Annotated in this window: 22 protein-coding genes; 9 read left to right on the forward strand and 13 right to left on the reverse strand. The window is 60.4% G+C overall.

Going from position 1 to position 21,950, the window contains the following annotated elements:
- Positions 1–26: 26 nt before the first annotated feature.
- Positions 27–899, reverse strand: coding sequence for a 4-hydroxy-tetrahydrodipicolinate synthase (gene dapA, locus ACN0X0_RS13840; protein ID WP_417279631.1), 873 nt, complete (start codon positions 897–899; stop codon positions 27–29).
- Between the two features lie 181 nt (positions 900–1,080).
- Here dapA and ACN0X0_RS13845 point away from each other — a divergent pair, with 181 nt between their 5' ends.
- Positions 1,081–3,018, forward strand: coding sequence for a lytic transglycosylase domain-containing protein (locus ACN0X0_RS13845; RefSeq protein WP_417279632.1), 1,938 nt, complete (start codon positions 1,081–1,083; stop codon positions 3,016–3,018).
- A gap of 34 nt (positions 3,019–3,052) precedes the next feature.
- On the opposite strand, the gene ACN0X0_RS13850 is transcribed toward ACN0X0_RS13845, so the two are convergent.
- Both ACN0X0_RS13850 and mnmD read right to left on the reverse strand, forming a co-directional pair.
- Positions 3,053–3,940: a DMT family transporter gene (locus ACN0X0_RS13850; RefSeq protein ID WP_417263732.1), complete on the reverse strand. Its 888-nt coding sequence runs from the start codon at positions 3,938–3,940 to the stop codon at positions 3,053–3,055.
- A complete protein-coding gene (mnmD, locus tag ACN0X0_RS13855) occupies positions 3,937–4,638 on the reverse strand; it encodes a tRNA (5-methylaminomethyl-2-thiouridine)(34)-methyltransferase MnmD (RefSeq protein ID WP_417279633.1) in 702 nt (233 codons plus the stop codon). Before mnmD ends, ACN0X0_RS13850 begins: the two co-directional genes overlap by 4 nt.
- A gap of 75 nt (positions 4,639–4,713) precedes the next feature.
- Between mnmD and ACN0X0_RS13860 the strand changes: the two genes are divergently transcribed.
- Positions 4,714–5,754, forward strand: a complete 1,041-nt coding sequence (locus ACN0X0_RS13860; protein ID WP_417279634.1) for an NAD(P)/FAD-dependent oxidoreductase — start codon at positions 4,714–4,716, stop codon at positions 5,752–5,754.
- The gene (locus ACN0X0_RS13865; protein WP_417279635.1) at positions 5,751–6,143 is read left to right on the forward strand and encodes a VOC family protein; all 393 of its coding nucleotides are present in this window, start codon (positions 5,751–5,753) and stop codon (positions 6,141–6,143) included. Before ACN0X0_RS13860 ends, ACN0X0_RS13865 begins: the two co-directional genes overlap by 4 nt.
- Here ACN0X0_RS13865 and ACN0X0_RS13870 read toward each other — a convergent pair.
- The 4 genes from ACN0X0_RS13870 to ACN0X0_RS13885 all read right to left on the reverse strand — a co-directional run bounded on the left by ACN0X0_RS13870 (position 6,129) and on the right by ACN0X0_RS13885 (position 9,127).
- Positions 6,129–6,671, reverse strand: coding sequence for an NADPH-dependent FMN reductase (locus ACN0X0_RS13870; protein WP_417279636.1), 543 nt, complete (start codon positions 6,669–6,671; stop codon positions 6,129–6,131). The genes ACN0X0_RS13865 and ACN0X0_RS13870 overlap by 15 nt on opposite strands.
- Positions 6,672–6,679: 8 nt before the next feature.
- Positions 6,680–7,396 (reverse strand): LrgB family protein, encoded by a 717-nt coding sequence (locus tag ACN0X0_RS13875; protein WP_417263727.1) that lies wholly within the window; start codon positions 7,394–7,396, stop codon positions 6,680–6,682.
- Positions 7,393–7,755: a CidA/LrgA family protein gene (locus ACN0X0_RS13880; protein WP_417279637.1), complete on the reverse strand. Its 363-nt coding sequence runs from the start codon at positions 7,753–7,755 to the stop codon at positions 7,393–7,395. Before ACN0X0_RS13880 ends, ACN0X0_RS13875 begins: the two co-directional genes overlap by 4 nt.
- Before the next feature lie 169 nt (positions 7,756–7,924).
- Positions 7,925–9,127 (reverse strand): TsoY family (seleno)protein, encoded by a 1,203-nt coding sequence (locus ACN0X0_RS13885; protein WP_417279638.1) that lies wholly within the window; start codon positions 9,125–9,127, stop codon positions 7,925–7,927.
- Positions 9,128–9,346: 219 nt separating this feature from the next.
- On the opposite strand from ACN0X0_RS13885, the gene ACN0X0_RS13890 reads away from it, so the two are divergent.
- The 4 genes from ACN0X0_RS13890 (at position 9,347) to smc (ending at position 14,501) form a co-directional block, all read left to right on the forward strand.
- Positions 9,347–10,195: an MOSC domain-containing protein gene (locus tag ACN0X0_RS13890; protein WP_417279639.1), complete on the forward strand. Its 849-nt coding sequence runs from the start codon at positions 9,347–9,349 to the stop codon at positions 10,193–10,195.
- 81 nt (positions 10,196–10,276) lie between these two features.
- Positions 10,277–10,648 (forward strand): hypothetical protein, encoded by a 372-nt coding sequence (locus tag ACN0X0_RS13895; RefSeq protein ID WP_417279640.1) that lies wholly within the window; start codon positions 10,277–10,279, stop codon positions 10,646–10,648.
- Positions 10,649–10,743: 95 nt separating this feature from the next.
- Complete coding sequence (locus ACN0X0_RS13900; RefSeq protein ID WP_226551078.1) at positions 10,744–10,896, forward strand: hypothetical protein; 153 nt, start codon at positions 10,744–10,746, stop codon at positions 10,894–10,896.
- A 149-nt stretch (positions 10,897–11,045) separates the two neighbouring features.
- Positions 11,046–14,501 (forward strand): chromosome segregation protein SMC, encoded by a 3,456-nt coding sequence (gene smc / locus ACN0X0_RS13905; protein WP_417279641.1) that lies wholly within the window; start codon positions 11,046–11,048, stop codon positions 14,499–14,501.
- Positions 14,502–14,507: 6 nt separating this feature from the next.
- On the opposite strand, the gene ACN0X0_RS13910 is transcribed toward smc, so the two are convergent.
- From ACN0X0_RS13910 to ACN0X0_RS13925, 4 genes are all read right to left on the reverse strand, one after another.
- Positions 14,508–15,251: a siderophore-interacting protein gene (locus tag ACN0X0_RS13910; protein WP_417279642.1), complete on the reverse strand. Its 744-nt coding sequence runs from the start codon at positions 15,249–15,251 to the stop codon at positions 14,508–14,510.
- 125 nt (positions 15,252–15,376) lie between these two features.
- On the reverse strand, positions 15,377–16,549 hold the full coding sequence (locus tag ACN0X0_RS13915; RefSeq protein WP_417263720.1) for a lytic murein transglycosylase: 1,173 nt from the start codon (positions 16,547–16,549) through the stop codon (positions 15,377–15,379).
- Between the two features lie 52 nt (positions 16,550–16,601).
- Entirely contained in the window at positions 16,602–17,525 is a 924-nt protein-coding gene (gene cbiB, locus ACN0X0_RS13920) for an adenosylcobinamide-phosphate synthase CbiB (protein WP_417279643.1), read from the reverse strand.
- Entirely contained in the window at positions 17,522–18,466 is a 945-nt protein-coding gene (locus ACN0X0_RS13925) for a threonine-phosphate decarboxylase (RefSeq protein WP_417279644.1), read from the reverse strand. The genes cbiB and ACN0X0_RS13925 overlap by 4 nt, the downstream gene beginning before the upstream one ends.
- A gap of 218 nt (positions 18,467–18,684) precedes the next feature.
- On the opposite strand from ACN0X0_RS13925, the gene ACN0X0_RS13930 reads away from it, so the two are divergent.
- Positions 18,685–19,050, forward strand: a complete 366-nt coding sequence (locus ACN0X0_RS13930; RefSeq protein ID WP_226551070.1) for a response regulator transcription factor — start codon at positions 18,685–18,687, stop codon at positions 19,048–19,050.
- Between the two features lie 20 nt (positions 19,051–19,070).
- On the opposite strand, the gene ACN0X0_RS13935 is transcribed toward ACN0X0_RS13930, so the two are convergent.
- Complete coding sequence (locus ACN0X0_RS13935) at positions 19,071–20,045, reverse strand: glutathione S-transferase family protein (protein ID WP_417279645.1); 975 nt, start codon at positions 20,043–20,045, stop codon at positions 19,071–19,073.
- 276 nt (positions 20,046–20,321) lie between these two features.
- On the opposite strand from ACN0X0_RS13935, the gene ACN0X0_RS13940 reads away from it, so the two are divergent.
- Entirely contained in the window at positions 20,322–20,669 is a 348-nt protein-coding gene (locus tag ACN0X0_RS13940; RefSeq protein ID WP_226551068.1) for a hypothetical protein, read from the forward strand.
- Between the two features lie 2 nt (positions 20,670–20,671).
- Here the strand turns inward: ACN0X0_RS13940 and ACN0X0_RS13945 are convergent, their stop codons facing one another.
- Positions 20,672–21,850 (reverse strand): MalY/PatB family protein, encoded by a 1,179-nt coding sequence (locus ACN0X0_RS13945; RefSeq protein WP_417279646.1) that lies wholly within the window; start codon positions 21,848–21,850, stop codon positions 20,672–20,674.
- Positions 21,851–21,950: the final 100 nt, after the last annotated feature.

Here is a 21,950-nt window from a genome sequence, read left to right on the forward strand (position 1 = left end):
TTTCTCGACGTCGATTTGCGCGAACTTTAGAGCAGCCCGGCATGCTCCATGGCGGATTTGATCGCGGCCTTGGTGTCGTCGGACAAAGGCGTCAGCGGCAGGCGCACGTCGTCGGAGCAGAGCCCCAGCAAGGACATCGCATATTTCGCACCACAGACACCCGGCTCCATGAAGATCGCCAGATGCAGCGGCATCAGCTTGTCGGTGATTTTGAGAGCTTTCGCGTAATCACCAAGCGCGCAGGCGGCCTGCATCTCGGCGCACAGTTTCGGCGCGACGTTGGCCGTGACGGAGATACAGCCGACACCGCCATGGGCGTTGAACCCGAGAGCCGTCGCGTCCTCGCCCGAAAGCTGACAGAACTCCGGCCCACAGGCCATGCGGGTTTTCGGCACGCGGGACAGATCGCCGGTGGCATCCTTGACCCCCACGATGCGGGGCAGTTTCGAGAGCTGCGCCATCGTGTCCGTGGTCATGTCGATCACCGAACGGCCCGGAATGTTGTAAATCACGATCGGCAATTCGGCGGCGTCATGCATCGCGGTGAAATGCGCGATCAGGCCTTTTTGCGTCGGCTTATTGTAATAGGGCGTCACGACCAGCGCGGCGGACGCGCCCACTTTGGCCGCATGTTTGATCAGGCGAATGCCCTCTTGGGTGTTGTTCGACCCGGCACCCGCAATGACCGGCATACGGCCTGCGGCGGTCTCCACCACGATCTCGATCACTTTTTCATGCTCGGCATGGCTCAGCGTCGGGCTTTCACCGGTGGTGCCGACGGGAACGAGGCCCGCAGAGCCTTCTTCGATATGCCATTCGACCAGACGTTTGAGCGTATCGACATCCAGTTCGCCGTTCTTAAACGGCGTCACCAGTGCAGGAATGGATCCTTTGAACATCGTACGCTCCTTTTCGTTTGCTCGTTCGTCGTGATGAAAGGGGTGTGAGTCGCCCCTGAAAGTTCCGGCGGAAACTAGCCGCCTTCGCGCCCGTTCACAAGAATCTGTGTTGCTGCATATTTCGAAGCCGTTACTTTGGTCCGCAAGACAAGAGCAGCTCTCATAAGAACAAGACCAGATCATGCCCAAAACGCCCTCCGCAAAAGCAGTTTATGCTTTTGTATTTGCTTTGCTTTCTCCATTTTCCATGGCCGCCTCTCCCGAATCGGATGCGCTGACGCGGGCCTATGAGGCGCGCGCCCAAGGCGACTGGGATCGGGCCCGTCAGGAGGCCCAAGGCGTCGGACGTGACATCATCGAGTGGGATTACCTGCGGGCAGGCCGAGGCACCTTCGAGGCCTATCGCGATTTCCTGAAACGCAATGCCGATTGGCCGGGCCTGCCGCTATTGGCGGAAAAGGGCGAGGCGGTGATCCCGACGGACGCCGACCCAAAGGGGGTGGTCGATTATCTGACCGCCTATCCGCCGCAAACCGGGCGCGGCGCGCTGCGATTGATCTCGGCCTATGAGGCGCTGAACATGTCGGCGGATGCGCAGGCGCAAGCGGTGCTGACCTGGAACACCCTGCCCATGGGCGCCGAGGAAGAAACGGTCCTGCTGTCGCGCTATGGCTCGATCCTGACGAAACACCATGTGGCGCGCACCGAGATGCTTTTGTGGCGGGAGCGGTTTGATGAGGCTTTGCGGATGGTGCCGAACCTGCCGACCGGCTGGGACAAACTCATCGTGGCCGCGCGCAAACTGGTCAAGGACGAGGCGGGCGTCGATGAGGCGATCACCGCGGTGCCTGCCGCCTTGGCGGATCATCCGATTTTGGCCCATGCGCGGTTCGAATGGCGCGTGCGGCGCGGGCGCAACGAAGATGCCACCACGCTTTTGCTGCAACATTCGACGGCTGAGGGCTTGGGCGAGCCGGTGGAATGGGGCAACCGGCGCCGGATGCTGGCGCGGCAGATGATGCGCGACGGCAAGGGCAAGATCGCCTATTCCGTCGCCTCGCGCCATGGTTTGACGCCCGAACAGGATCACTACGCCGATCTTGAATGGCTGTCGGGCTATATCGCGCTGCGCTATCTCGATGACGCCGGGCTGGCATTGGATCATTTCAACCGGTTCCGCATGGCGGTCGGCACGCCGATCTCATTGGGCCGCGCAGGCTATTGGGAGGGCCGCGCGCTTGAGGCTATGGGCGCTCGCGACGATGCCGCGTCGGCCTATGCCTTTGGTGCGCAATTCCAGACGGCATTCTACGGATTGTTGTCGGCGGAAAAAATCGGCCTGCCTCTGGATCCGGCGCTGACCGGCGAGATGCGGTTCGCGGATTACAAACAGGCGAGCTTTATGAGCTCTTCGGTTTTGAAGGCTGCGCTCGTGTTGGAAGAGGCAGGGGAGACGCCGCTTGCCGCGCGGTTCCTGCGGCATCTGGGTGAAAGCCTGAGCCCGCAAGAGCTTGGGCAGCTGGGCGATCTGGCTTTGGATCACGATCCGTACCTGGCTGTTCTTGTTGCGAAATTCGCCGCCGATCAGGGCATCGTGTTGAACCGGGCTTACTACCCGCTGCATGCTTTGGCTGAGGCCGATCTTCCGGTGGAGCCGGAGCTGGCCATGGCGATTGCCCGCCGCGAAAGTGAGTTTTACCCGAGGGCGCAGTCCCACGTTGGCGCGCGCGGGCTGATGCAGCTCATGCCGCGCACGGGTGAGGCGATGGCGGAGAAGGTCGGTATTGAAAACTATTCCGACAGCTTGCTTTTCGATCCGATCATCAACACACGGTTAGGGTCGGCCTATCTGGCGCAATTGATCGAAGAGTTTGGTGACAACATTCCGCTCGTTGCCGTGGGCTATAACGCCGGTCCGACGCGCGCGCGGGACTGGATCAAACGCTACGGCGATCCGCGCACGGGCGAAGTGGATCCCGTCGATTGGATTGAGCATCTGCCGTTTCGTGAAACGCAGAACTACGTCATGCGCGTCGCGGAGAGTATTCCTGTCTATCGTGCGCGACTGCACGGAGAAACCGGGCCGGTCCATATGATGGACATGCTGTCAGGGCGCTGATGTGTCGGGTCATTGGGGGTAACGGTTTGTGTCGTTAACGCGCAATGACCCGTGAGCGCCGGGCCAGTTGTTGGGCGCGCAGGAATGTAAACACCCCGGCCCCGACGACAATGATGGCACCGATCACCACATTGGCCCGGATCAAATCTCCGAATACGAAGACGCCCAGCATGGCGGCAAAGGGCAGTTGCAGATAGGCAAAAGGTTGAATTGCCGACGCCTCGGACAGCTCATAGGCTTTGATCAACATGTAATGCCCGGCAATGCTCGTCATGCACAAAAGCCCCATCCAGAGCCAATCTGACGGCAGCATCGGTTCCCAATGCCACGCGCCGACCAAAGATGTCACCACCATCCCCGCGACCCCTGTGTAGAAGAAGGTGACATTCGCCCCGTCGAAGCGGGAGACATATCGATTGAGCAAGCCGTAAAGCGCAAAACAGAACGCCGCCGTGAAAGCGATTAAGGCATCAAAAGAGAAAACCCCACTCCCTGGGCGGATGATGATGATCACGCCAACAAAGCCGACCGCGACCATGGCCCAGCGCCGCCAGCCGATGCGCTCGCCAAGGATCGGACCGGACAGGGCGGTGATCAAAAGCGGGTAGGCGGCAAAGATCGCGGGGGCATCGACCAGTCCCATGCGCACGAAGGCGGTGATCATGATCAAGACTTCAAAGGCCAAAAGTGCGCCGCGAAAGAATTGCAGTTTGGGGCGTTGGGAGCGTAGCGCCTTGGCAATCCCGCCTTGGCGCATCGACAGAGCCACGACGAAAGCGGCAAAGGCCCAATAGCGGATCATCACGATCATGAAGACATTGTAGCTATCAGCAAGATGTCGCGAAATGCCATCCTGCATCGCAAAGATGAAGGTGGCGCCGATCATCAGGAGGGTGCCAAGTGTGGCGTTGTCACGGCTCATGATGTGATGCCCCCTTTGATCCCACGGCTCATGTGGCGTTTGCGGCCAAAACCCGGCACGCGTTCGACCGCGAACCCGGCGTCTGTCAATTTTTGACGCACATGCCCCGCAGCCGTATAGGTCGCGAAGGTGCCGCCCGTCGCGGTATGCCGTCCGACCTCAAGCATCAGGTCTTCGCCCCATAGCTCTGGGTTCTTGGCGGGCGAAAACCCGTCGAGGAACCAGGCGTCAGCCTGACCGTCCCAAGCGGCAAGTGTCTCACGCGCATCGCCGATTTTTACATCCACTTCGATCTGACCCAGTTGGAATTGCCGGAGCCCCTGCGCCCAGGCGTCGAGAAACGGCCCGGCAATGGCGGCGGCTTCGGGAAAGGCGTCCAGCGCCGTGCGAATGTCGGCGGTCTCCATCGGGAAGGCCTCGAACGAGGTGAAGCGCACCACGCCAGGCCCATCCCACATGAGCGCCAAAGCCAACATGTTGAGCCCCGTGCCAAACCCCAGTTCCGCCACATGAAACCCGTCCCGCAAGCGTAGAGGCAAATTGTTGCCCGTCAGGAAAACATGTCGCGTTTCCTCCAACCCGTTGCCGAGCGAGAAATAAGGGTCGTCGAATTGCGTCGAAACGGGGATTTGCCCGTCGCGCCATTCGATATTGGCTGTCTGGTCGCCGGGCTGGGCGCCCGTCTGGTTGTTTGTCATGGGATAGCTTATGAGAGGGCCGGTCTGGCAGACCATGCTTTGGGCTGGGATCACTTGCAACGGGTAAAAGCGCATATGGGCAGAGCAGAAATCACGATCTATGGCGCAGGCGCCTTTGGGCTGTCCTGCGGCTATGAGGCGGCGAAGCGCGGCGCAAAGGTCCGGGTGATCGACCCTTATGGCGTTGGGCATGGCTCGTCCGGTGGGATCGTCGGCGCGCTTGCGCCGCACACGCCGGAGCGTTGGAATGCCAAGAAAGAGTTTCAGTTTCAAAGCCTGATCTTGGCGCGCAGCCATTGGCCGGAGGTTGAGGCAACCGGGGGCGTGTCGTCCGGGTATGGCAATCTGGGGCGGGTGCAGGCCATTAAGGATGAGCGTCAGTTGCAACTGGCCCGCGAGCGCGAGGATCAGGCGAAGGACTTGTGGCAAGGCCAAGCCGACTGGCGTGTCGTGACGCAGGGCGAGACCGGATATTGGGCACCGCTCAGCCCGACTGGCTATCTCATCCACGACACGCTTTCGGCCCGACTGAACCCGTGGCGGGCGTGTCAGGCGCTGGCCGCCGCGATCACGGCGCTGGGCGGGGAAGTGGTGGCCGAGGGGGCGGAAGAGGGCGCAGTGATCCATGCTTCCGGTTGGTGGGGGCTGAAAGCGCTTAACGAGGCCTTTGGCAAAGAGGTCGGCAATGGCGTGAAAGGACAAGCGATCCTGCTCGATCTGTCGTTGCCCGAGGCGCCCCAGCTTTATGGTGAAAGCCTGCATGTCATTCCGCACGCGGATGGCACAACGGCGATCGGATCGACGTCTGAGCGGGATTTCGACAGTCCCGAGACGACCGACGCGCAATGCGACGCGCTTTTGGAACGCGCGATTGCGGCGGTGCCGATGCTGGCGGATGTGAAGGAAATAAGGCGCTGGGCCGGGGTGCGACCGCGCGCCAAATCCCGCGCGCCGATGCTGGGCGCCTGGCCCGACCGTGCCGGACATTTCATCGCAAATGGCGGGTTCAAGATCGGCTACGGCATGGCACCGCTCGCGGCACAGGTTTTGATTGACCTCGTGCTGGAGGGGCGCGACGCTATTCCTGAGGATTTCCGCGTGGAGGCGAGTCTATGAAAGTGACCTCTCTCGATCATCTCGTGCTGACCGTGGCCGATCTTTCGGCAACCGTGGCGTTTTACACCGAAGCGCTGGGGATGGAGGTTCAGACCTTTCATCCCGCCGATGGCACGACGCGTTATGCGCTCACATTTGGGGCTCAGAAAATCAACCTGCATCAGGTCGGAAGCGAGTTCGAGCCGAAAGCGGCCCATGTGCAAGCGGGTTCGGGGGACCTGTGTTTCCTGACCGAAATGCCTGTCGCCGATTGGATGCGGCATCTTGAGGGCAAAGGCATTGGCGTCGAAGAGGGACCGGTCAGTCGCACGGGCGCAACGGGGCCTTTGCTGTCGATCTACCTGCGTGACCCGGACGGTAATCTCATCGAAGTCTCAAACCGGCTTTGAGGCCACCTCGCGCAAAGCTGTCATCAGCTTTTCCAGCCCCGCAATCGTGCGCGCATTCGTGAGCCGGCCCTGATCGTCGAAGGCGTTTGAACTGTCCGCGACCAAGACCTCTGGCGCTTGCAGAATATGCGCGTTGAATGGCGTCATTGCCCACCGCAAACTATATTGCGACCGCTCTCCGCCCGCGCGTCCTCCCGCCGCTGACATGATCGCGACGGGTTTGTACTCCCAAGGCTTCATCCCCGTGCGGCTGATCCAATCGAACGCGTTTTTCAAAAGGCCGGGGATCATCTTGTTATATTCGGGCGTTGAGATCACCACGGCATCGGCGTCGCGGATTTGCTCGGCCAATGCGGTGACCTCGGGCGGCATGCCTTCGGCTTCCAGATCGGCGTCGTAAAGCGGCAAGCGCAGGTCGGCGCGGGTGAAATCACAGGGCCCGAACAGGCGCACAGCCTCATGCATGAGCTTGGTGTTGGTCGATTGCGCCCGCAAGGCGCCTGAGATGCCGAGAAGCTTCAACGTCATGATGGCTCCTAGAAAAACAGGTGAACGAACAAAGGTGCTACAAGGGCAGTGAGGATGGCGTTCAACACCATGCCGATGCCCGCGAAAGCCCCCGCCGTGCCGTGGACTTGAAAGGCCCGCGCCGTGCCGATGCCATGGGCGGCGACGCCGGTGGCAAAACCGCGCCCGCGATAGTCACGGATGCGCAGGGCGTTGAGCAAAGGTGTGGTTACCACCGCGCCGATTACGCCGGTGATCAGCACCAACGCCACGGTCAGCGTCGGCAGGCCGCCGATGGCCTCAGAGACGCCGATGGCGACGGGAGAGGTCGCGGCCTTGGGCACCAAGGAGAGCAACAGCTCTCCGCGCAACCCGCAGGCGTACCCAATCGCGACCGCAGACGCCATGGAGACGGTGCCGCCCACGACCAAAGCGGCCAACATTGGGACGGCGGCGGCTTTGACGCGCTGCCAGTTCTGCCAAAGCGGAACCGCGAGGGCGACGGTGGCCGGGCCCAACATGAAATGCACGAATTGTGCGCCCTCGAAATAGGTCGCGTAGCTGGTGCCGGTGAGTTTCAGCAGAGCGGAGAGCAGGACCATCGAGATCAAGACGGGGTTCACCACCGGTTTGTTGCCCGACAGGTTGAAACAGCCCAGCCCGATCAGATAGGCGAAAAGCGTGACGGTCAGCCACAAAAGCGGCCCTTCGGAGAGGTAGCTCCAGATGTTGAGAATTTCATTCATTCCGGGGTTTCGTCGGGGACGCCTCTCAAACGGTTGACATATTTGAAGGTCAAGGCCCCCGCGGCGATGGAGAGGACCGTGGACCCCAAAAGGGCGGCGGCCAGAGGCAGGCCGATGTCGGAGATCTGATCGAGATATTGCACCACGCCGACGCCCGCAGGCACGAAGAGCAACGACAGATGCGAGAGAAAGCCTGTGGCGGTTTTCTCAATGGCGTGGCCGATGCGGGGGTGTAGCAACAAAAGCGCGGCCAAGAGGATCATGCCAATGACCGGGCCGGGGAGGTTCAAAGACAGCGTCCGGGCGAGAACCTCGCCTATGAGCTGAAAGCCTAGAAAAAGTCCGAAATGAAAGATCATGCCGCTGCTGTACCTCGTTTGGTCGCTTTGGGGGTTTGGTCGCTTTGGGGCCTGAGGCCACGAGGGACGATTTTACCCTGCGGAGGTCTGGCCGCAAGCGCAGATACGGCAAGATGGCGCGCGCCACGCAGAGAGCGTGACGCGTACGGAGGGGGGTGAGCGGTTTTGATTATTCCGCAGGCACAGCCTTGGCGCTTGAGCGGCTAAAATGCTGGGCGTTGAGACGGGCAACCAAGGCGATCATGGCGATTTGAAAGGCAATCGCGACGGCGGTGATTGCCCAATAGGTCACGCCGAATTTGGCAATCACACCGGCTTGCACCAGTCCCGAATTCACGAAGAATTGGATCAGCACAGACAGGGCAACCCCCGGACAGACGAGCGCATAAGACCCCGCCGAGGTCTTCGAACCGAAGACGAAATCTTTGAAATAGCCCTGACGTTTCAACACCACGAGGCCGAGGCCTAGAAAGACGACCTGAAGCGACAACATGCGCGCGAGGAACATCATCGTGCTCGCCGGATCGGAATGGCCGTCAAAGGTGTGCAAACCATGGTTTTGCCGCATGAAGAGGATCGAGAGGATTGTCACGATCGGGATCACAATCAAAAGCGTTGGACCGGATTCTTCGTGGGTGCCATAATGCAGCATCGAATTGAAGGCTGTGGTCAGCGCCACGAGGGAATAGACCAAGGCGGCGACGGCAAAGAAGGTCGAGAGCACGAGGGCGGTCGCGACCACCCAAGGCACATGCGACATGGCGGCAGGGGCGGCAAAACCGACGCCGACCATGGAGAGCGCGAAAGCCGGGAGCATCTGGGCGAAGGAGTTGTGCGAGGTCACATCGAACACGCCGCCTTTGGACAAAACACGGCCCAGAAAATCCCCGATGATCGACAGGGCGATCCAGCCGATGACACCAAAAGCGATCATCGCGAAGGGAAAGAGATATTCCACGATGGACCAGAGGTTCGGCACGAACACCAGCCCCGCGATGAACAGCCCGTTCACCGACATGGCGAGTGCCACAGGCATCGCCAAAAGCGTGGATTCGGCGTTGGAATTGCGCAACTGCGTGTAGCGCTCGGTTTGCTTCAGCGCCGCATGTTGGCTCAAGTTCCAAATCAGCAGTTTGAGGTTGAGAAAGACGAAAACGGCGATGCCCGCGATGGCCACCGCAAGGCCCAGACGCATCGGCAGGCTGCCGGTGCCCCATGCCGCCAGAATGTCTTCGAACACCGGAACGGGGCGCCCCGGATGCGGCACCCAGAACATCAGATACATAAAGAAGGTGACAGAGAGGCCACCCGCACCCAAAGAGGCGAGGAAATACGTGGGCACGTAGTGGTCGGCCGCGCGTGAAGGTTTCATTTCAGGTCTCCTAATCATATTCTATTGTTGGAATATAATGGAGGCAAAGCCTATATCTTTGATGCATGTCAAATTGTCGTTAGGCTCTCCTAGAGCCCGGCGTCGGCATTTTGTCGCAAAATGACGGCCCAGATGACGAGCCTGTCTTTTGAGCCAACTGCTCTTTTCAGACCGAATCGTTTAGGAGGGGGCGAATCTTGAAGTCTGCTCGAGGGGCCAATGAAGCTGGCGCGCATCACCACCTACCCAGTGAAGAGTTTGACCGGGACGGATCATGCCGCCGTCAAGGTTCAGTTCATGGGGATTGCGGGCGACCGACGCTGGGCCGTGGTCTATCCGAACGGCAAGGTGGCGACGCGGCGTGAATTGCCCCATATGGCGCATTTGAATGCCGTGGATACGGAGACCGGCGTCTCGATTTCCTTCGAGGGCAGCCGTCTCGATGTGCCCTATCCTAGCGGCGCCGCCGTGTCTGTCCGCGTTTTTTCGACCCAGGTGGACGATGTCGAGGACGCGGGTAATTACGCCTCGCATTTCCTGTCTTCCGCGCTCGAGCGCGAGGTGCGTCTGGTCTATTTCCCCGATCATGCGCGCCGCTCCGTGGATCGCATCTATGCGCCTGACGGTCACTACACCGCCCTCTCCGATGGCTTTCCGCTGTTGTTGACGACGCAGGCCTCTTTGGCTGAGCTGAACGCAGAACTGGCCTCGCCTGTCGAAATGCGCCGCTTCCGCCCCAATGTCGTGATCGCGGGCGATATCGAACCTTGGAGCGAGGACACGTGGCGCGTGCTGCGTATCGGATCGACCGTCGTGCGGATCGTCAAACCCTGTGACCGCTGCGTGATGATAACCCAAGACCCGCAGTCCGGCGAGCAAACGCATCCGCATGAGCCCTTGGCCACACTGCGCCGCATTCACCGATCCGTGTCGGGCAAGATCATCTTCGGTCAGAACATGGTCGTCGAGGAAGAGGGCAATATGGTGCTGGGGGATGAGGTCGAGATTCTCGAAACCGGGCCGTCCAATCTGCTCGATCCGAAACGCGGCGGGATGCAGTCGTTTTAGCTGATGGTGTCGCGCGCCTGAGAGGGCCGGGATCGGAGTGGTGTTAACACTTGGTTAACCAAGCTGGCGCAATCTCGCGCCATGAAACATCTTGTGCCTCTCGTCGCTCTCTCTCTCATGCTGCCCGCCTGCATGGCCGACAGCCCTGCGCTGGGCTATTCCCGCGCGGCGTTTTCCACCGTAGAACTCGGCGGCAACAGCTATCGCGTCTACACCGAAGAGACCCGCAATTGCGTCGAGATTCATCGCGTCAACGCCGTCTTCCCGCCGCCCTCGCGCAGAATGATCCTGATGCAAATGGAAACCGCGGCGATGCAGGTCACCCAGTGCAAGCTAAAGAAAGGCACCTTCATCGGCGATCAGGCGATGTCGAAAGCTCAGTTGGATTGTTCCGACGGCCCCGGCGCCAAGGATTGGGTGCCGGGCACCTGCAACACCATGCCTTGGCGTTGAAAGCTCTCTGAGAGAGGTCTTTGTGCCGCGTGACAGGGCTTGCCCAGGCTGCGATTTCAAGGCATCACAAGGACCAACTCTCATGAGGTATGTCGATGGATTATTCGAAAATGGGCGGCGCGAAAAAGCCCTCCGCAGCGCCGAAACATGGTGAACACAAACGTCAGGCGCCGGGCGGGAAAGCCGCGCCGAAGGCGGAACTTTTGGCCCGGATGAAAGCCGCTGCAGCTAAGAAGACGGAGAAATAAGTCACTCCGTTCAAGCGCTCTGCGTCACGCAAATGCGATATTTTGTGGATAACTCGCCGGTTTTCCCCATATCTCGCGTGTTCGCCGTTGACACACGCCTGCCCCTCCCAAAGACTTTTCCTCTATAGGAATCAGAAAAGAGTTTTCGTTTGCGTTTCACCCGTCTGCGTCTCAATGGCTTCAAAAGCTTTGTGGACCCCACCGATCTTGTGATCGCGGATGGGCTGACGGGCGTTGTCGGCCCGAACGGCTGTGGCAAATCGAATCTCTTGGAGGCGTTGCGCTGGGTGATGGGCGAAAACCGTCCCAAGGCAATGCGGGGCGCGGGCATGGAAGACGTGATCTTCGCCGGTGCTTCGACGCGTCCTGCGCGCAATTTCGCCGAAGTCTGCCTGATGATCGACAACTCTGAGCGCCTCGCGCCCGCGGGGTTCAACGACAGCGACTCGGTCGAGATCATCCGCCGCATCACCCGCGATGCGGGTTCCGCTTATAAGGTGAATGCGAAAGACGTGCGGGCGCGCGACGTCTCTATGCTTTTTGCTGACGCCTCCACCGGTGCGCATTCGCCGGCGCTGGTGCGTCAGGGGCAAATCTCCGAGCTGATCAACGCCAAACCGAAAGCGCGTCGTCGCATCCTCGAGGAAGCTGCCGGGATTTCGGGCCTCTATCAACGCCGTCACGAGGCGGAGTTGAAACTCAAGGGCGCGGAAACCAACCTCGCTCGTGTCGATGACGTGATCGAACAGCTCGCCAGTCAACTGGCCTCACTCGCGCGTCAGGCCCGTCAGGCCGCGCGCTATCGTGAGATCGGCACGGAGCTGCGCCATGCCGAGGGGCTTTTGCACTATCGTCGTTGGCGCGATGCCGATCTGGCCCGCGCTGAGGCCGAAGACGTGCTGCGCACCCGGCTGAAACAGGCGTCTGAGGCAGAACGCCTGGCGCGTGACGCCGCGAAACAGCGTGAAAAACTCGAAGAGGCCCTGCCGCCCCTGCGCGAGGAAGAGGCGATTGCGGCGGCTGTCTTGCAACGTCTCACTGTGTCACGCGATCAGCTCTCTGATGAGGAACGCCGTGCTCGCGAAATGATCGAAACCCTGTCGCGCCGCATCGACCAACTGGTCGCTGACATGGCGCGGGAAGAACAGCTCAACAAGGACGCAGGCGAGACGATTTCGCGTCTCGAATGGGAACAGCGTGAGCTGATCAAAGCCGCCGAAGGTCATGAGCCGAAACTGTTGGAAGCCTCCGCCGAGGCCTCGGAAGCCAGCCAGATTTTGGCGGACCGCGAAACCACGCTGACTGAAATGACCGAAGACGTCGCCCGTCTTGCGGCGCGGCATCAATCGGCGACGCGTCTGGTTGAGGACAATCGCAAGACATTGGACCGTGCGCGTGGCGAGGCGGACCGGGCGCGGGGCGCGGTTGAGACGGCGCGCGAAACGCTGGCGCAATCTGCTGAGGCTTTGGAAGAGGCCGAAGCTGGGCAGGAAGAGGCCGTGGCGCGCACCGAAGAGGCCGAGGCGATGCTGATCGAGGCCGATGAGGCCCGAACAGAGGCGCAATCGCGCGAGGCGCTGGCCCGTGCAGCGCGCTCTGAGGCCGAGGGTGAGGTCGGTGCGCTGAAGGCGGAAGTGGCGGCTTTGGCGAAGATGCTCGACCGCGACCAGATCGGCGGCGCGCAGCTTTTGGATTTGGTGAAAGTCAAATCAGGATATGAAAAAGCGCTCGGTGCGGCGCTTTCTGATGATTTAAGACAGCCTTCGATTGAAAGCTATCAGGCCTCCGGTTGGGTCACTTTACCGGACTACCCGGACGATCAGGACCTGCCCAACGGGGTAGAGGCGCTTGAGGAATACGTCACGGCACCGCCGGTTCTGGGCCGTCGCCTGGCGCAGATCGGGCTGGTGCGTGCGGAAGATGGCGCGCGGTTGCAGGCCGATCTCGAACCGGGGCAACGGTTGGTCTCTATCGAGGGCGACATGTGGCGTTGGGACGGCTATCGGGCGGGCGCGGAAGATGCTCCGTCGGCTGCGGCGTTGCGGCTGCAACAGCTCAACCGGCTCGAAGACCTCAAACAGGAACTCGTCGCGGCAGAGGCCAAGGCGGGCGGCGCGGCGCAGGCGCATGAACACCTGAAGGCGGAATTGACCCGCCTGACAGAGGCGGATCGCATGGCGCGCGAAGCGCGTCGCGACGCGGACCGGGCGATGTCAGACGCGGCGCGGATGCTGTCGAAGGTCGAGAATGAAAAAACATTGGCAGAGGGTAAGGTCGAGAACCTTGGCCTCGCCGTGGCGCGCCACGAAGAAGAGGCGCGCGGCGCAGAGCAGCGTCTGCGCGAGGCGGAGAAAACCGTGAAGGACCTGCCGGATTTGCAGGCCGCGCGCTCGGACATCGAAGAGGTGAAACTTGCGGTCGAGGCCGCGCGGATCACTATGATGACCAAGCGCTCGTCGCATGATGAAATTCGCCGCGAAGGTGAGGCGCGCACGCGTCGTTCGCAGGAAGTCACCAAAGAATTGTCCGGCTGGCGGCACCGTCTTGAGACGGCTGGCAAACGGATTGCCGAGCTTCAGGATCGCAAGGAAGCGACCGAAGAAGAGCTTTACGAGGCCGCCGCCCAGCCCGAGGAAATCGCGGAAAAACGCGAGGCCCTGATGGCGCAGATCGAGGAGGCGGAGCACCGTCGCAAACGCGCGTCGGATGGGCTGGCCCTGGCCGAAGAGGGTCTGCGCGAGGCGGTGCATACGGAGCGTGAGGCAGAGCGTTTGGCGTCTGAGGCGCGCGAAACGCGTGCGGCATCAGAGGCCCGTCGCGATGCGGCGAAAGAGACAGTTGAAGCCGCGCTTGAGCGGATCCGCGAGGAGTTGGAAACGACGCCCGCGAAACTTTTGGAAGAGCTCGACATCGACCCGGAGAAAATCCCCTCGCATGAGGTGATCGAGGTCGATGTGAACCGGTTGAAACGGCTGCGCGATAGCCTAGGTGCAGTGAACCTCAGGGCCGAGGAAGATGCAAAAGAGGTGCGTGAGGAACACGATACCCTTTTGAAAGAAAAGCAGGATTTGGAAGAGGCGATCAAGACGCTGCGCTCCGGGATTGCCTCTTTGAACCGCGAGGGGCGGGAGCGTTTGCTGACCGCCTTCGAGCAGGTGAACAGCAATTTCTCCATGCTCTTCACGCATCTTTTCGGCGGTGGCGAAGCGCGGCTCATGATGGTTGAAAGCGACGATCCGCTGGAGGCCGGGCTTGAGATCATGTGTCAGCCGCCGGGCAAGAAATTGTCGACGCTGTCGCTGTTGTCGGGGGGCGAACAGACGCTCACCGCGCTGGCGCTGATCTTTGCCGTGTTCATGGCGAACCCGGCACCGATCTGTGTGCTGGACGAGGTCGACGCGCCGCTGGACGACGCCAACGTGACGCGGTTCTGTGACATGCTCGACGAGATGACCCAGCGCACCGATACGCGGTTTTTGGTGATCACCCACCACGCCGTGACCATGGCCCGCATGGACCGCCTGTTCGGCGTGACCATGCAGGAACAAGGTGTGTCGCAACTGGTGTCCGTGGACCTGAAAAAGGCCGAGGCGTTGGTGGCCTAACTGGCCTTATGCGTCGAAATCCTTGATCGAGGATTCGGCTTCGCCGTTTATCCAATAACCCGCTGCCTTGAGCCATTGCAGCGGATGACCCATCGCCAATACTGCCTCGCGCAGTTGCTTGGCGATCCCGGCCTCGGTGGCGATCCAAACGAAGGTGTCGGGCGTCAACGCGATCTGCGGCAGAGCGTCCAAGAAGGGCTGAGCCTCGGTCGCCTGATCCATCGGACGATGCACCCAATGGGTGGTCACATCGGCTGCACTTTCGATCACTTGTTCATCTTCACCCCCGGGCACGGCGGCGATCATCGTGACCTTCACACCTGCGGGCAGTTCTTCGAGTTTACGGCCCATGGCAGGGAGGGCGGTTTCGTCGCCGATCAACACCCAATGGGCAATCTCGCCTTCGATCACACGCGAGCCACGCGGGCCTGCGATCTGAACCGTGTCGCCGGATTTGACATCGCGCGCCCAGCTTGCCGCGGGGCCTTCGCCGTGATCGGCGAAGTCGATGATCAGCTCTTGGGCCTCGGTGTCGAACCGGCGCGGGGTGTAATCGCGTTTGGCCGTGTCTCCGTCCGTGGGGATAATCATTTTGAGGTGATCGTCGAACGCACCGCTGGCGAAATCTGCCAAATCGGCCCCGCTCAATGTGATGCGGATCATATGCGGGGTCAGGCGTTCGGTGCTGGCCACGGTGAGGTCGCGGAATTTCAGCTCATGCCGCATGCGGCGGATGGTGGGGGCAGTCATGGCGAGTCACTTTCACTGGTTATTCTGATGTTTGCGCAAAACAAACTATTTTACTCAGAAAATGCAAGCCCCGCCATAACACAGGACCTGTGCATCCCGGACATTTGCCCCCGATCCCCCTTGATTTACAGGCGCGACAAAAGTGCAGGCGTCGGCCAAGCATCCGCCGGCAGGCCCAGTTTTTCCTGAACGCTTTGCACCGCCTCGCGGGTTTTCTCGCCCAGAATGCCGTCCACGCCGCCCACATCATAGCCCATGTTCACGAGCTTTTGTTGCAGCTGCTTCATCTGTGCGCCCGAAAGCCCGGTATCCGGGTTGCCCGCATTATAGACCGGCGCGCCTTCGAGACGGGTGGCGAAATAGGCTGCGGTGGTCACATAGACAAAGCTCTTGTTCCACTCGAACAGGACCTCGAAATTCGGATAGGCGAGGAAGGCCGGACCATTGCGCCCCATCGGCAAAAGTACCGAGGCCTGAAGATTGCCGTTCTGGAACGACCCGCTGCGAGGCTTGACGCCGAGGCGTTCCCAGTCGCGCACGGACATTTTGTGGTTCAGGCCCGTTGTCGACCAGTCGAGAGTCGATGGCAGGGTGATTTCCTGCAACCACGGTTCATTCGCGCGCCACCCCAGATGCCGCAGCATTTTCGCACCGGACATCAGCGCATCCGGGGCGGAGGTTTTGAGCCGGACATGACCGTCGCCGTCGCCGTCGACACCGTTTTCAAGGATATCTTTCGGCAGCATCTGAACCATGCCGATCTCACCAGCCCAGGCGCCCTGCGTGGTCGCCGGATCGAAATCGCCATGCTCGAAGAGGGTGAGAGCCGCGAAGACCTGCGGCTGGAACAGCTCGGGGCGACGGCAATCGTGGCTCAGGGTCATCAGCGCGTTCAGCGTGTTGAAATTGCCCTGCACCTGACCGTAATCGGTCTCAAGCGCCCAGAAGGCCAAAAGCACGCCGCGCGAGACGCCATAGTCACGCTCGATCCGGTCGAAAACGCTTTTGTATTTCGAAGCATTGGCGGCGCCGTTCTGAACCCGGTTTTGGCTGATCAGAGCGCGGGAAAAGTCGATGAATGTCTTTTGAAACACGCCCTGCGCGCGGTCGGCCTTGATGACAGCGGGGTCGTGGCGCACGGAGGCAAAGAACCGGTCGACATTGGCCTGCGCATGGCCTTGGCTCACGGCAGATTGCTTCATCTGATTGACAAAGCTTGAGAAATTCCCGCCGCAAGACACATCCGCAACAGCGGGGGAGGCGAGAGAGAGGGCGAGCACGAGGCCGAGAGAACGCATGAAGACACCTTTTAAAGTCATATTTTGGGGCAAGATAGCGGGGCTGAGCGTGTCAGGCAAATGACAGGAAAGCGAGGCAGAACAAAACCATGGACCATGCCCGCCAGAGCTGGACGCAGGCGGCGTCAATGTCACCGACGGTGGCCTCGCGGCCATAGCGATTGACCCATGGGTAGTCGCGCAGTTCGCCATGATAGGCGCGGGGGCCGGAGAGGGCGATGCCAAGTTTGCGCGACAGGGCGGCCTCGGGCCAACCGGCGTTGGGGGAGCGATGTCGGCGGGCATCGACATAGAATTCTTGCCAGAGCGAAAGCTTTGCCTCGTGTGATCCACGCATGTTCTGCCAGGGAAACAGCAAGAGTGCGGTGAGGCGTGCGGGAATCAGATTCAAAAGATCGTCCAACCGTGCGGCGGCCCAGCCAAAATCGCGATGCCGTTCGGTGCGGTAGCCGATCATGCTGTCGGCGGTGTTGGTGATTTTATAGACCAGAATACCGGGCAGACCGAAAAGCAGAAACCAGAAGGCGGGCGCGATCACACCGTCGGAGAAATTCTCGGCGGCGGATTCAATGGCCGCGCGTGAGACAGCGGGGGTGTCCATGTCGGAGGTGTCCCGCCCGACGATCATCGACACCGCATGACGTCCCGCTTCAAGCGAGGTTTCGAGCCCGCGTGCGACCGCCTTGACGTGATCGACCAGCGACCTCTGGGCGAGAAGAATGGCGCCCAGCACAATCTCGACCAGCGGGATGTGGCGCAGCACAATCCCGAGTGCTGCGGCGCAGATCACCAAAGCCGTCATCACAAGGACGCCTTTGGCTTTGCGCATGACGCCTTGATTGAACCGCCGATCCGCCCAGCCGATCAATCGCCCCATTAGGATGGCCGGATGCGGCATCTGGTTCCAAAGCCATTTCGGTTCCCCGAAAATCGCGTCGAGCGCCAGAGCGAGAAAGAGCGCGGCGGCGGTGTTCACAACGCGGCCTCAAACTGATCCCATTTGTCCTCTGGCGGTAGACCAAGACGCAGCCAAGTGTCGGAATAGGGGAAGATGCGCGACCAGACGTGGCCCTTGGCCAATCTGTTCTGAAAGGCGCGGGCATCAGGGGTTTCATAGAGACGAAAGAGAGTGGTGCCGCCAATAGGTTTTGCATCCTTATGGATCATAAGATGATCAAATTTTTCCATATTGTGTTTTAATTTGATATTCATTGCTGCGGCCCATCCGGTATCATTCAGCGCCGCCGTGCCGATTGACAGGGCAGGGCCGGACACGGCCCAAGGGCCGATCAGGCTGGAAAGACGGTCGATCAGCTCCGGCGCGCCGATGGCAAACCCGAGGCGCAGACCGGCCAGCCCCCAGAACTTGCCAAAGCTCTTGAGTACAATGGTGCGACCATCGGAAACGCGCTCGATCAGGCTCTCCTCCGGCATCACATCGCCAAAGCTTTCGTCGATGATCACATAAGGGGCCGTCAACTCGTCTTGCCGCCACAGCCGCCCGTCGGGGTTGTTCGGGTGAACGACCACCTGCACATCTGCGGACAGGTTGGGTTGGCTCGAAACTTGCCAACCATGTGCATCGAAAGCGCCGGCATGTTCGTTATAGGTCGGGGTTTGAACCTCGACCTGCCCAACGGGCCAAAGCGCAGGCAAGCGTGCGATCAGGCTTGAGGCGCCGGGGGCGGCCAGTATGGCGGCACCGCGCGGCACGTTCCAGAAGCTACGTGCGGCCTGGATCAGGGCGTCTTGGGCAGCGGCATCCGGCAGTGCGGACCATGCGCCTTGCGGAATCTCGCCGATGGGATAGGGCGTCGGGTTGATGCCGGTCGAGAGGTCGATCCAGTCGGCTTTCTCGCCGCCATATCGGGCGACGGCAGCATCCAAACCGCCTCCATGATCGCGATGTTTGCTCATAGGCCCTCCCGATGGGGGCGCTTGAACTGCCCCCTTGGCATGTGTTTCGGCGGGCTAGTCAGAGAGTGCAAGTTAAAATCTTAGCTTTTCTGGGGCAGGGTGCGACTCCGACGCGATTGACCACCAAGTTAAAGGTCCGTTACTTTGACCTATCGAATCCACTTCCTCGTCAGAGAGATAAAAAACGGATCGCGGCATGACCCGTGGTCAGAGAGCGCATGCAGGTATTGATCGTCGAAAGCAGCCCTGAGCTTGGGCAGATCTGGAAACGCCATCTGGAGCGTCAGGGCATGGATGTGTCTCTCGTGCAGGGTCAGGACGAAGCGATTGCCGCTCTGCAGCATAGCGCGCCGGAGCTGATCGTTCTGGATCTTGTGCTCGATGAGGGATCGGCCTTTGCGGTGGCCGATTATGCCAATTATCGCCATCCCGAAACGCGGGTGATTTTCACCACGAATTCGAGTTTTTTCTCGGACGGGTCGATTTTCCAGCATTCGGCGAATGCCTGTGCCTTTGTGCCCAAACAGGTCGATCCCGATGATCTCAGTGCCATGGTGGCGCATTATGGGAAAGCGGCGTCCTGACGCCGCTTGTCTACGCTGCCTTAACCACGTCCATGCGGCGCGTCGAAATCAATCTCCGGGCTGATCGGCAAGATGCGGTAAGGGTTGATCATGTCGTGGCTGTAAAAATAGTGCCGCGTGATGTGATCGAAATGCGTGGTCTCGCGGACCCCGGGCATTTGATATAGCTCGCGGGTGTAGGCCCAGAGGTTCGGGTAGTCCTTCAGCATGCGTTTGTTGCATTTGAAATGCGTGTGATAGACCTTGTCGAACCGGATGAGCGTGGTGAACAGGCGCCAGTCGGCTTCGGTTAGACGGTCGCCCAAAAGGTAGCGACGCTCTGACAGCACATCTTCCAAGGCATCGAGGCCGTCGAACAACGGGTGGATTGCCTCGTCATAGGCGGCCTGCGTTGTGGCGAAACCGGCTTTGTAGACGCCATTGTTGATCGGCTCATAGATGCGGGCATTCATGGCCTCAATGTCATGGCGCAGCTCTTCGGGCCAGAAATCCAGCGTGTTGCCGGTGATGCCGTCGAAGGCGGAATTGAACATGCGGATGATCTCAGACGATTCGTTGGAGACGATCGTGGCGGTTTTCTTGTCCCATAGGATCGGCACGGTGACGCGACCGGAAACATGCGGGTCGGCCTCAAGATAGACCTCGCGCAAAAAGCGTTTGCCCAAAAGCGTGTCGCCCGTCGCGCCCTCGAAATCCGTGCCAAAGGTCCAGCCGTCTTTCAACATGTCGGGGTGCACAACGGAGATGGTGATATGCTCTTCAAGCCCCTTTAAAGCGCGGAAAATCAAGGCTCTATGCGCCCAAGGGCAAGCGTAGGACACAAAGAGGTGATAGCGCCCGCTCTCGGCGGCAAAGCCGCCCTGGCCGCTTGGGCCGGGCTGCCCGTCGGGGGTCACCCAATTGCGGAACCCTGCCGTGGTGCGTTCGAATTTTCCGCCGGACTTGGCCGTGTCGTACCAGCCGTCGTGCCAAATCCCGTCTTGCAAATAGCCCATGTGACCCTCTTTCCTCCGCTTGTGGTTACATCGAGGTAACCACTTTGCATTGATGCGCAAACAGGCGTCAGGGCGCATAGATGGTGCGCGGATGCACATGAGGAGGTGCGAACGTTCTCTTCGAACGGGAATTGCGACAATCCGGTGACTCTCATGGCGGAACTTGGCACATGGCGAAACGGTTAACTTGACCGAAACCATGTTTGCGCCAAGCTTTAAGAAGCCACAGATGCTGCGCAGCATTTCGGCGAGAGGAAGACTGCCAGGGAGGCCACCATGACTGATTTTTTACCCAAAGAGGTGCTTGAAGGTCTTGAGATGGCCCGCAAGCGTGACCTCAAACGCCGGTCTCGACTGCGCGTCAAAGTCGGCGACGATACCTATCCGATCCTTCGGACGTGGGACAATGGCTTTGCGCTGGATCGCGACAACACGGAGCATCTGCGTGGATTGGTCGATGTCTTCGATGGTACGCGGCACCTCTATCAGGCGCTGATTGTGGCGGCGACGGACGACGGACATGAGATGAGCTTTGAGTTCAAACGCTCGACCGTGGCCAGCGACAAGCCGCCTCTGGATTACGACCGGCCCGATGACGCGCCGATCGCCTTGTTGCCGCGTTAACCTTACTGCAAGTCGCTGAACGCCTCTTTGAGACGGGTGCACGCCGTCTCGACCACGCTGCGCGGCGTGGCGAGGTTGAAGCGTAGGTAAAGCTCCCCGCCCTTGCCAAATGTCGGGCCATGATTGGGGGCGATGCGGGCGGATTTTTCGACCCTTGCGGTGAACTCGGAGGCGCTCATGCCGGTGCCGGAAAAATCGACCCAAGCCAGATAGGTGGCCTCCAGAGGCATCGAGGTCAGCCCCGGAATCTCCGCAATCGCCGCATCGAACACCTGACGGTTGCCCTCGAGATAGGCGACCAACTCCTCGACCCAAGCGGCCCCTTCGGGGCTATAGGCGGCGGTGGCCATTTCCAGCCCAAAGGAGTTGGGCGAAATCCCCAGTGCGGCCATCCGCGCCGCAAACTTCCCGCGCAATTTGGCGTCCGGGATGATGACATTGCCGGAATGCGTGCCCGCGATGTTAAAGGTCTTCGTGGTCGCGGTCATCATGATCAGCCGATCCTCGATCCCGTCGATCAGCGCCATCGGTGTATGGCTGTGTCCGGGCATCACCAGATCGTGGTGAATCTCGTCCGACACAAGAATAAGGTCGTGACGCTTGCAGAACGCGGCCACGCCCTCCAACTCGTCCCGGCTCCAGACCCGGCCGCCCGGGTTGTGCGGCGAGCAAAAGACCAACATGGTTTCCTTGCCGGTCATCTGGGCATCCCAGGCGTCGAAATCCATCACATATTTGCCGTCCTCAAACGCCAGAGGACATTCGACCACCTCGCGCCCGGCAGCTTTGATCACCCGGCTGAAGGCATGGTACACGGGCGTCATCAGGACCACGCCATCGCCCGGTTGCGTGTAGGTGTCGACACAGAGCGCCGTGCCATTCACCAAACCATGCGTGGTGAAAATCCACTCCGGGCTGACCTTCCAGCCGTGGCGATTTTTCATCCACCATTGAATGGCGGCCAGATAATCGCTGTCATCGCCGAGATACCCGTAGATGCCATGCGCGGCCATTTTCTCGACGGCGGCTTGCACCACGGCAGGCGGGCGGAAATCCATGTCCGCCACCCACATCGCAATCCCGTCCGCGGAGGGCACGCCGTAGATGTCCTCCATCTTGTCCCATTTCGCGCAATGGGTGCCAAAGCGGGGGATGATCGGGTCGAACAGCGGGTTGGTCATGCAAAGCTCCTTTTCGGGTCTGCGCAGAGCCTAATCCCGCCTTGGGGCGAAAGAAAACCGCAATCCTGCAAAAGGGGCTGCGCGATTTCGGCGCTGCACA

Origin of the sequence: Celeribacter sp. (assembly GCF_048270365.1) — a bacterium.
In the GTDB taxonomy this organism is placed as follows: domain Bacteria; phylum Pseudomonadota; class Alphaproteobacteria; order Rhodobacterales; family Rhodobacteraceae; genus Celeribacter.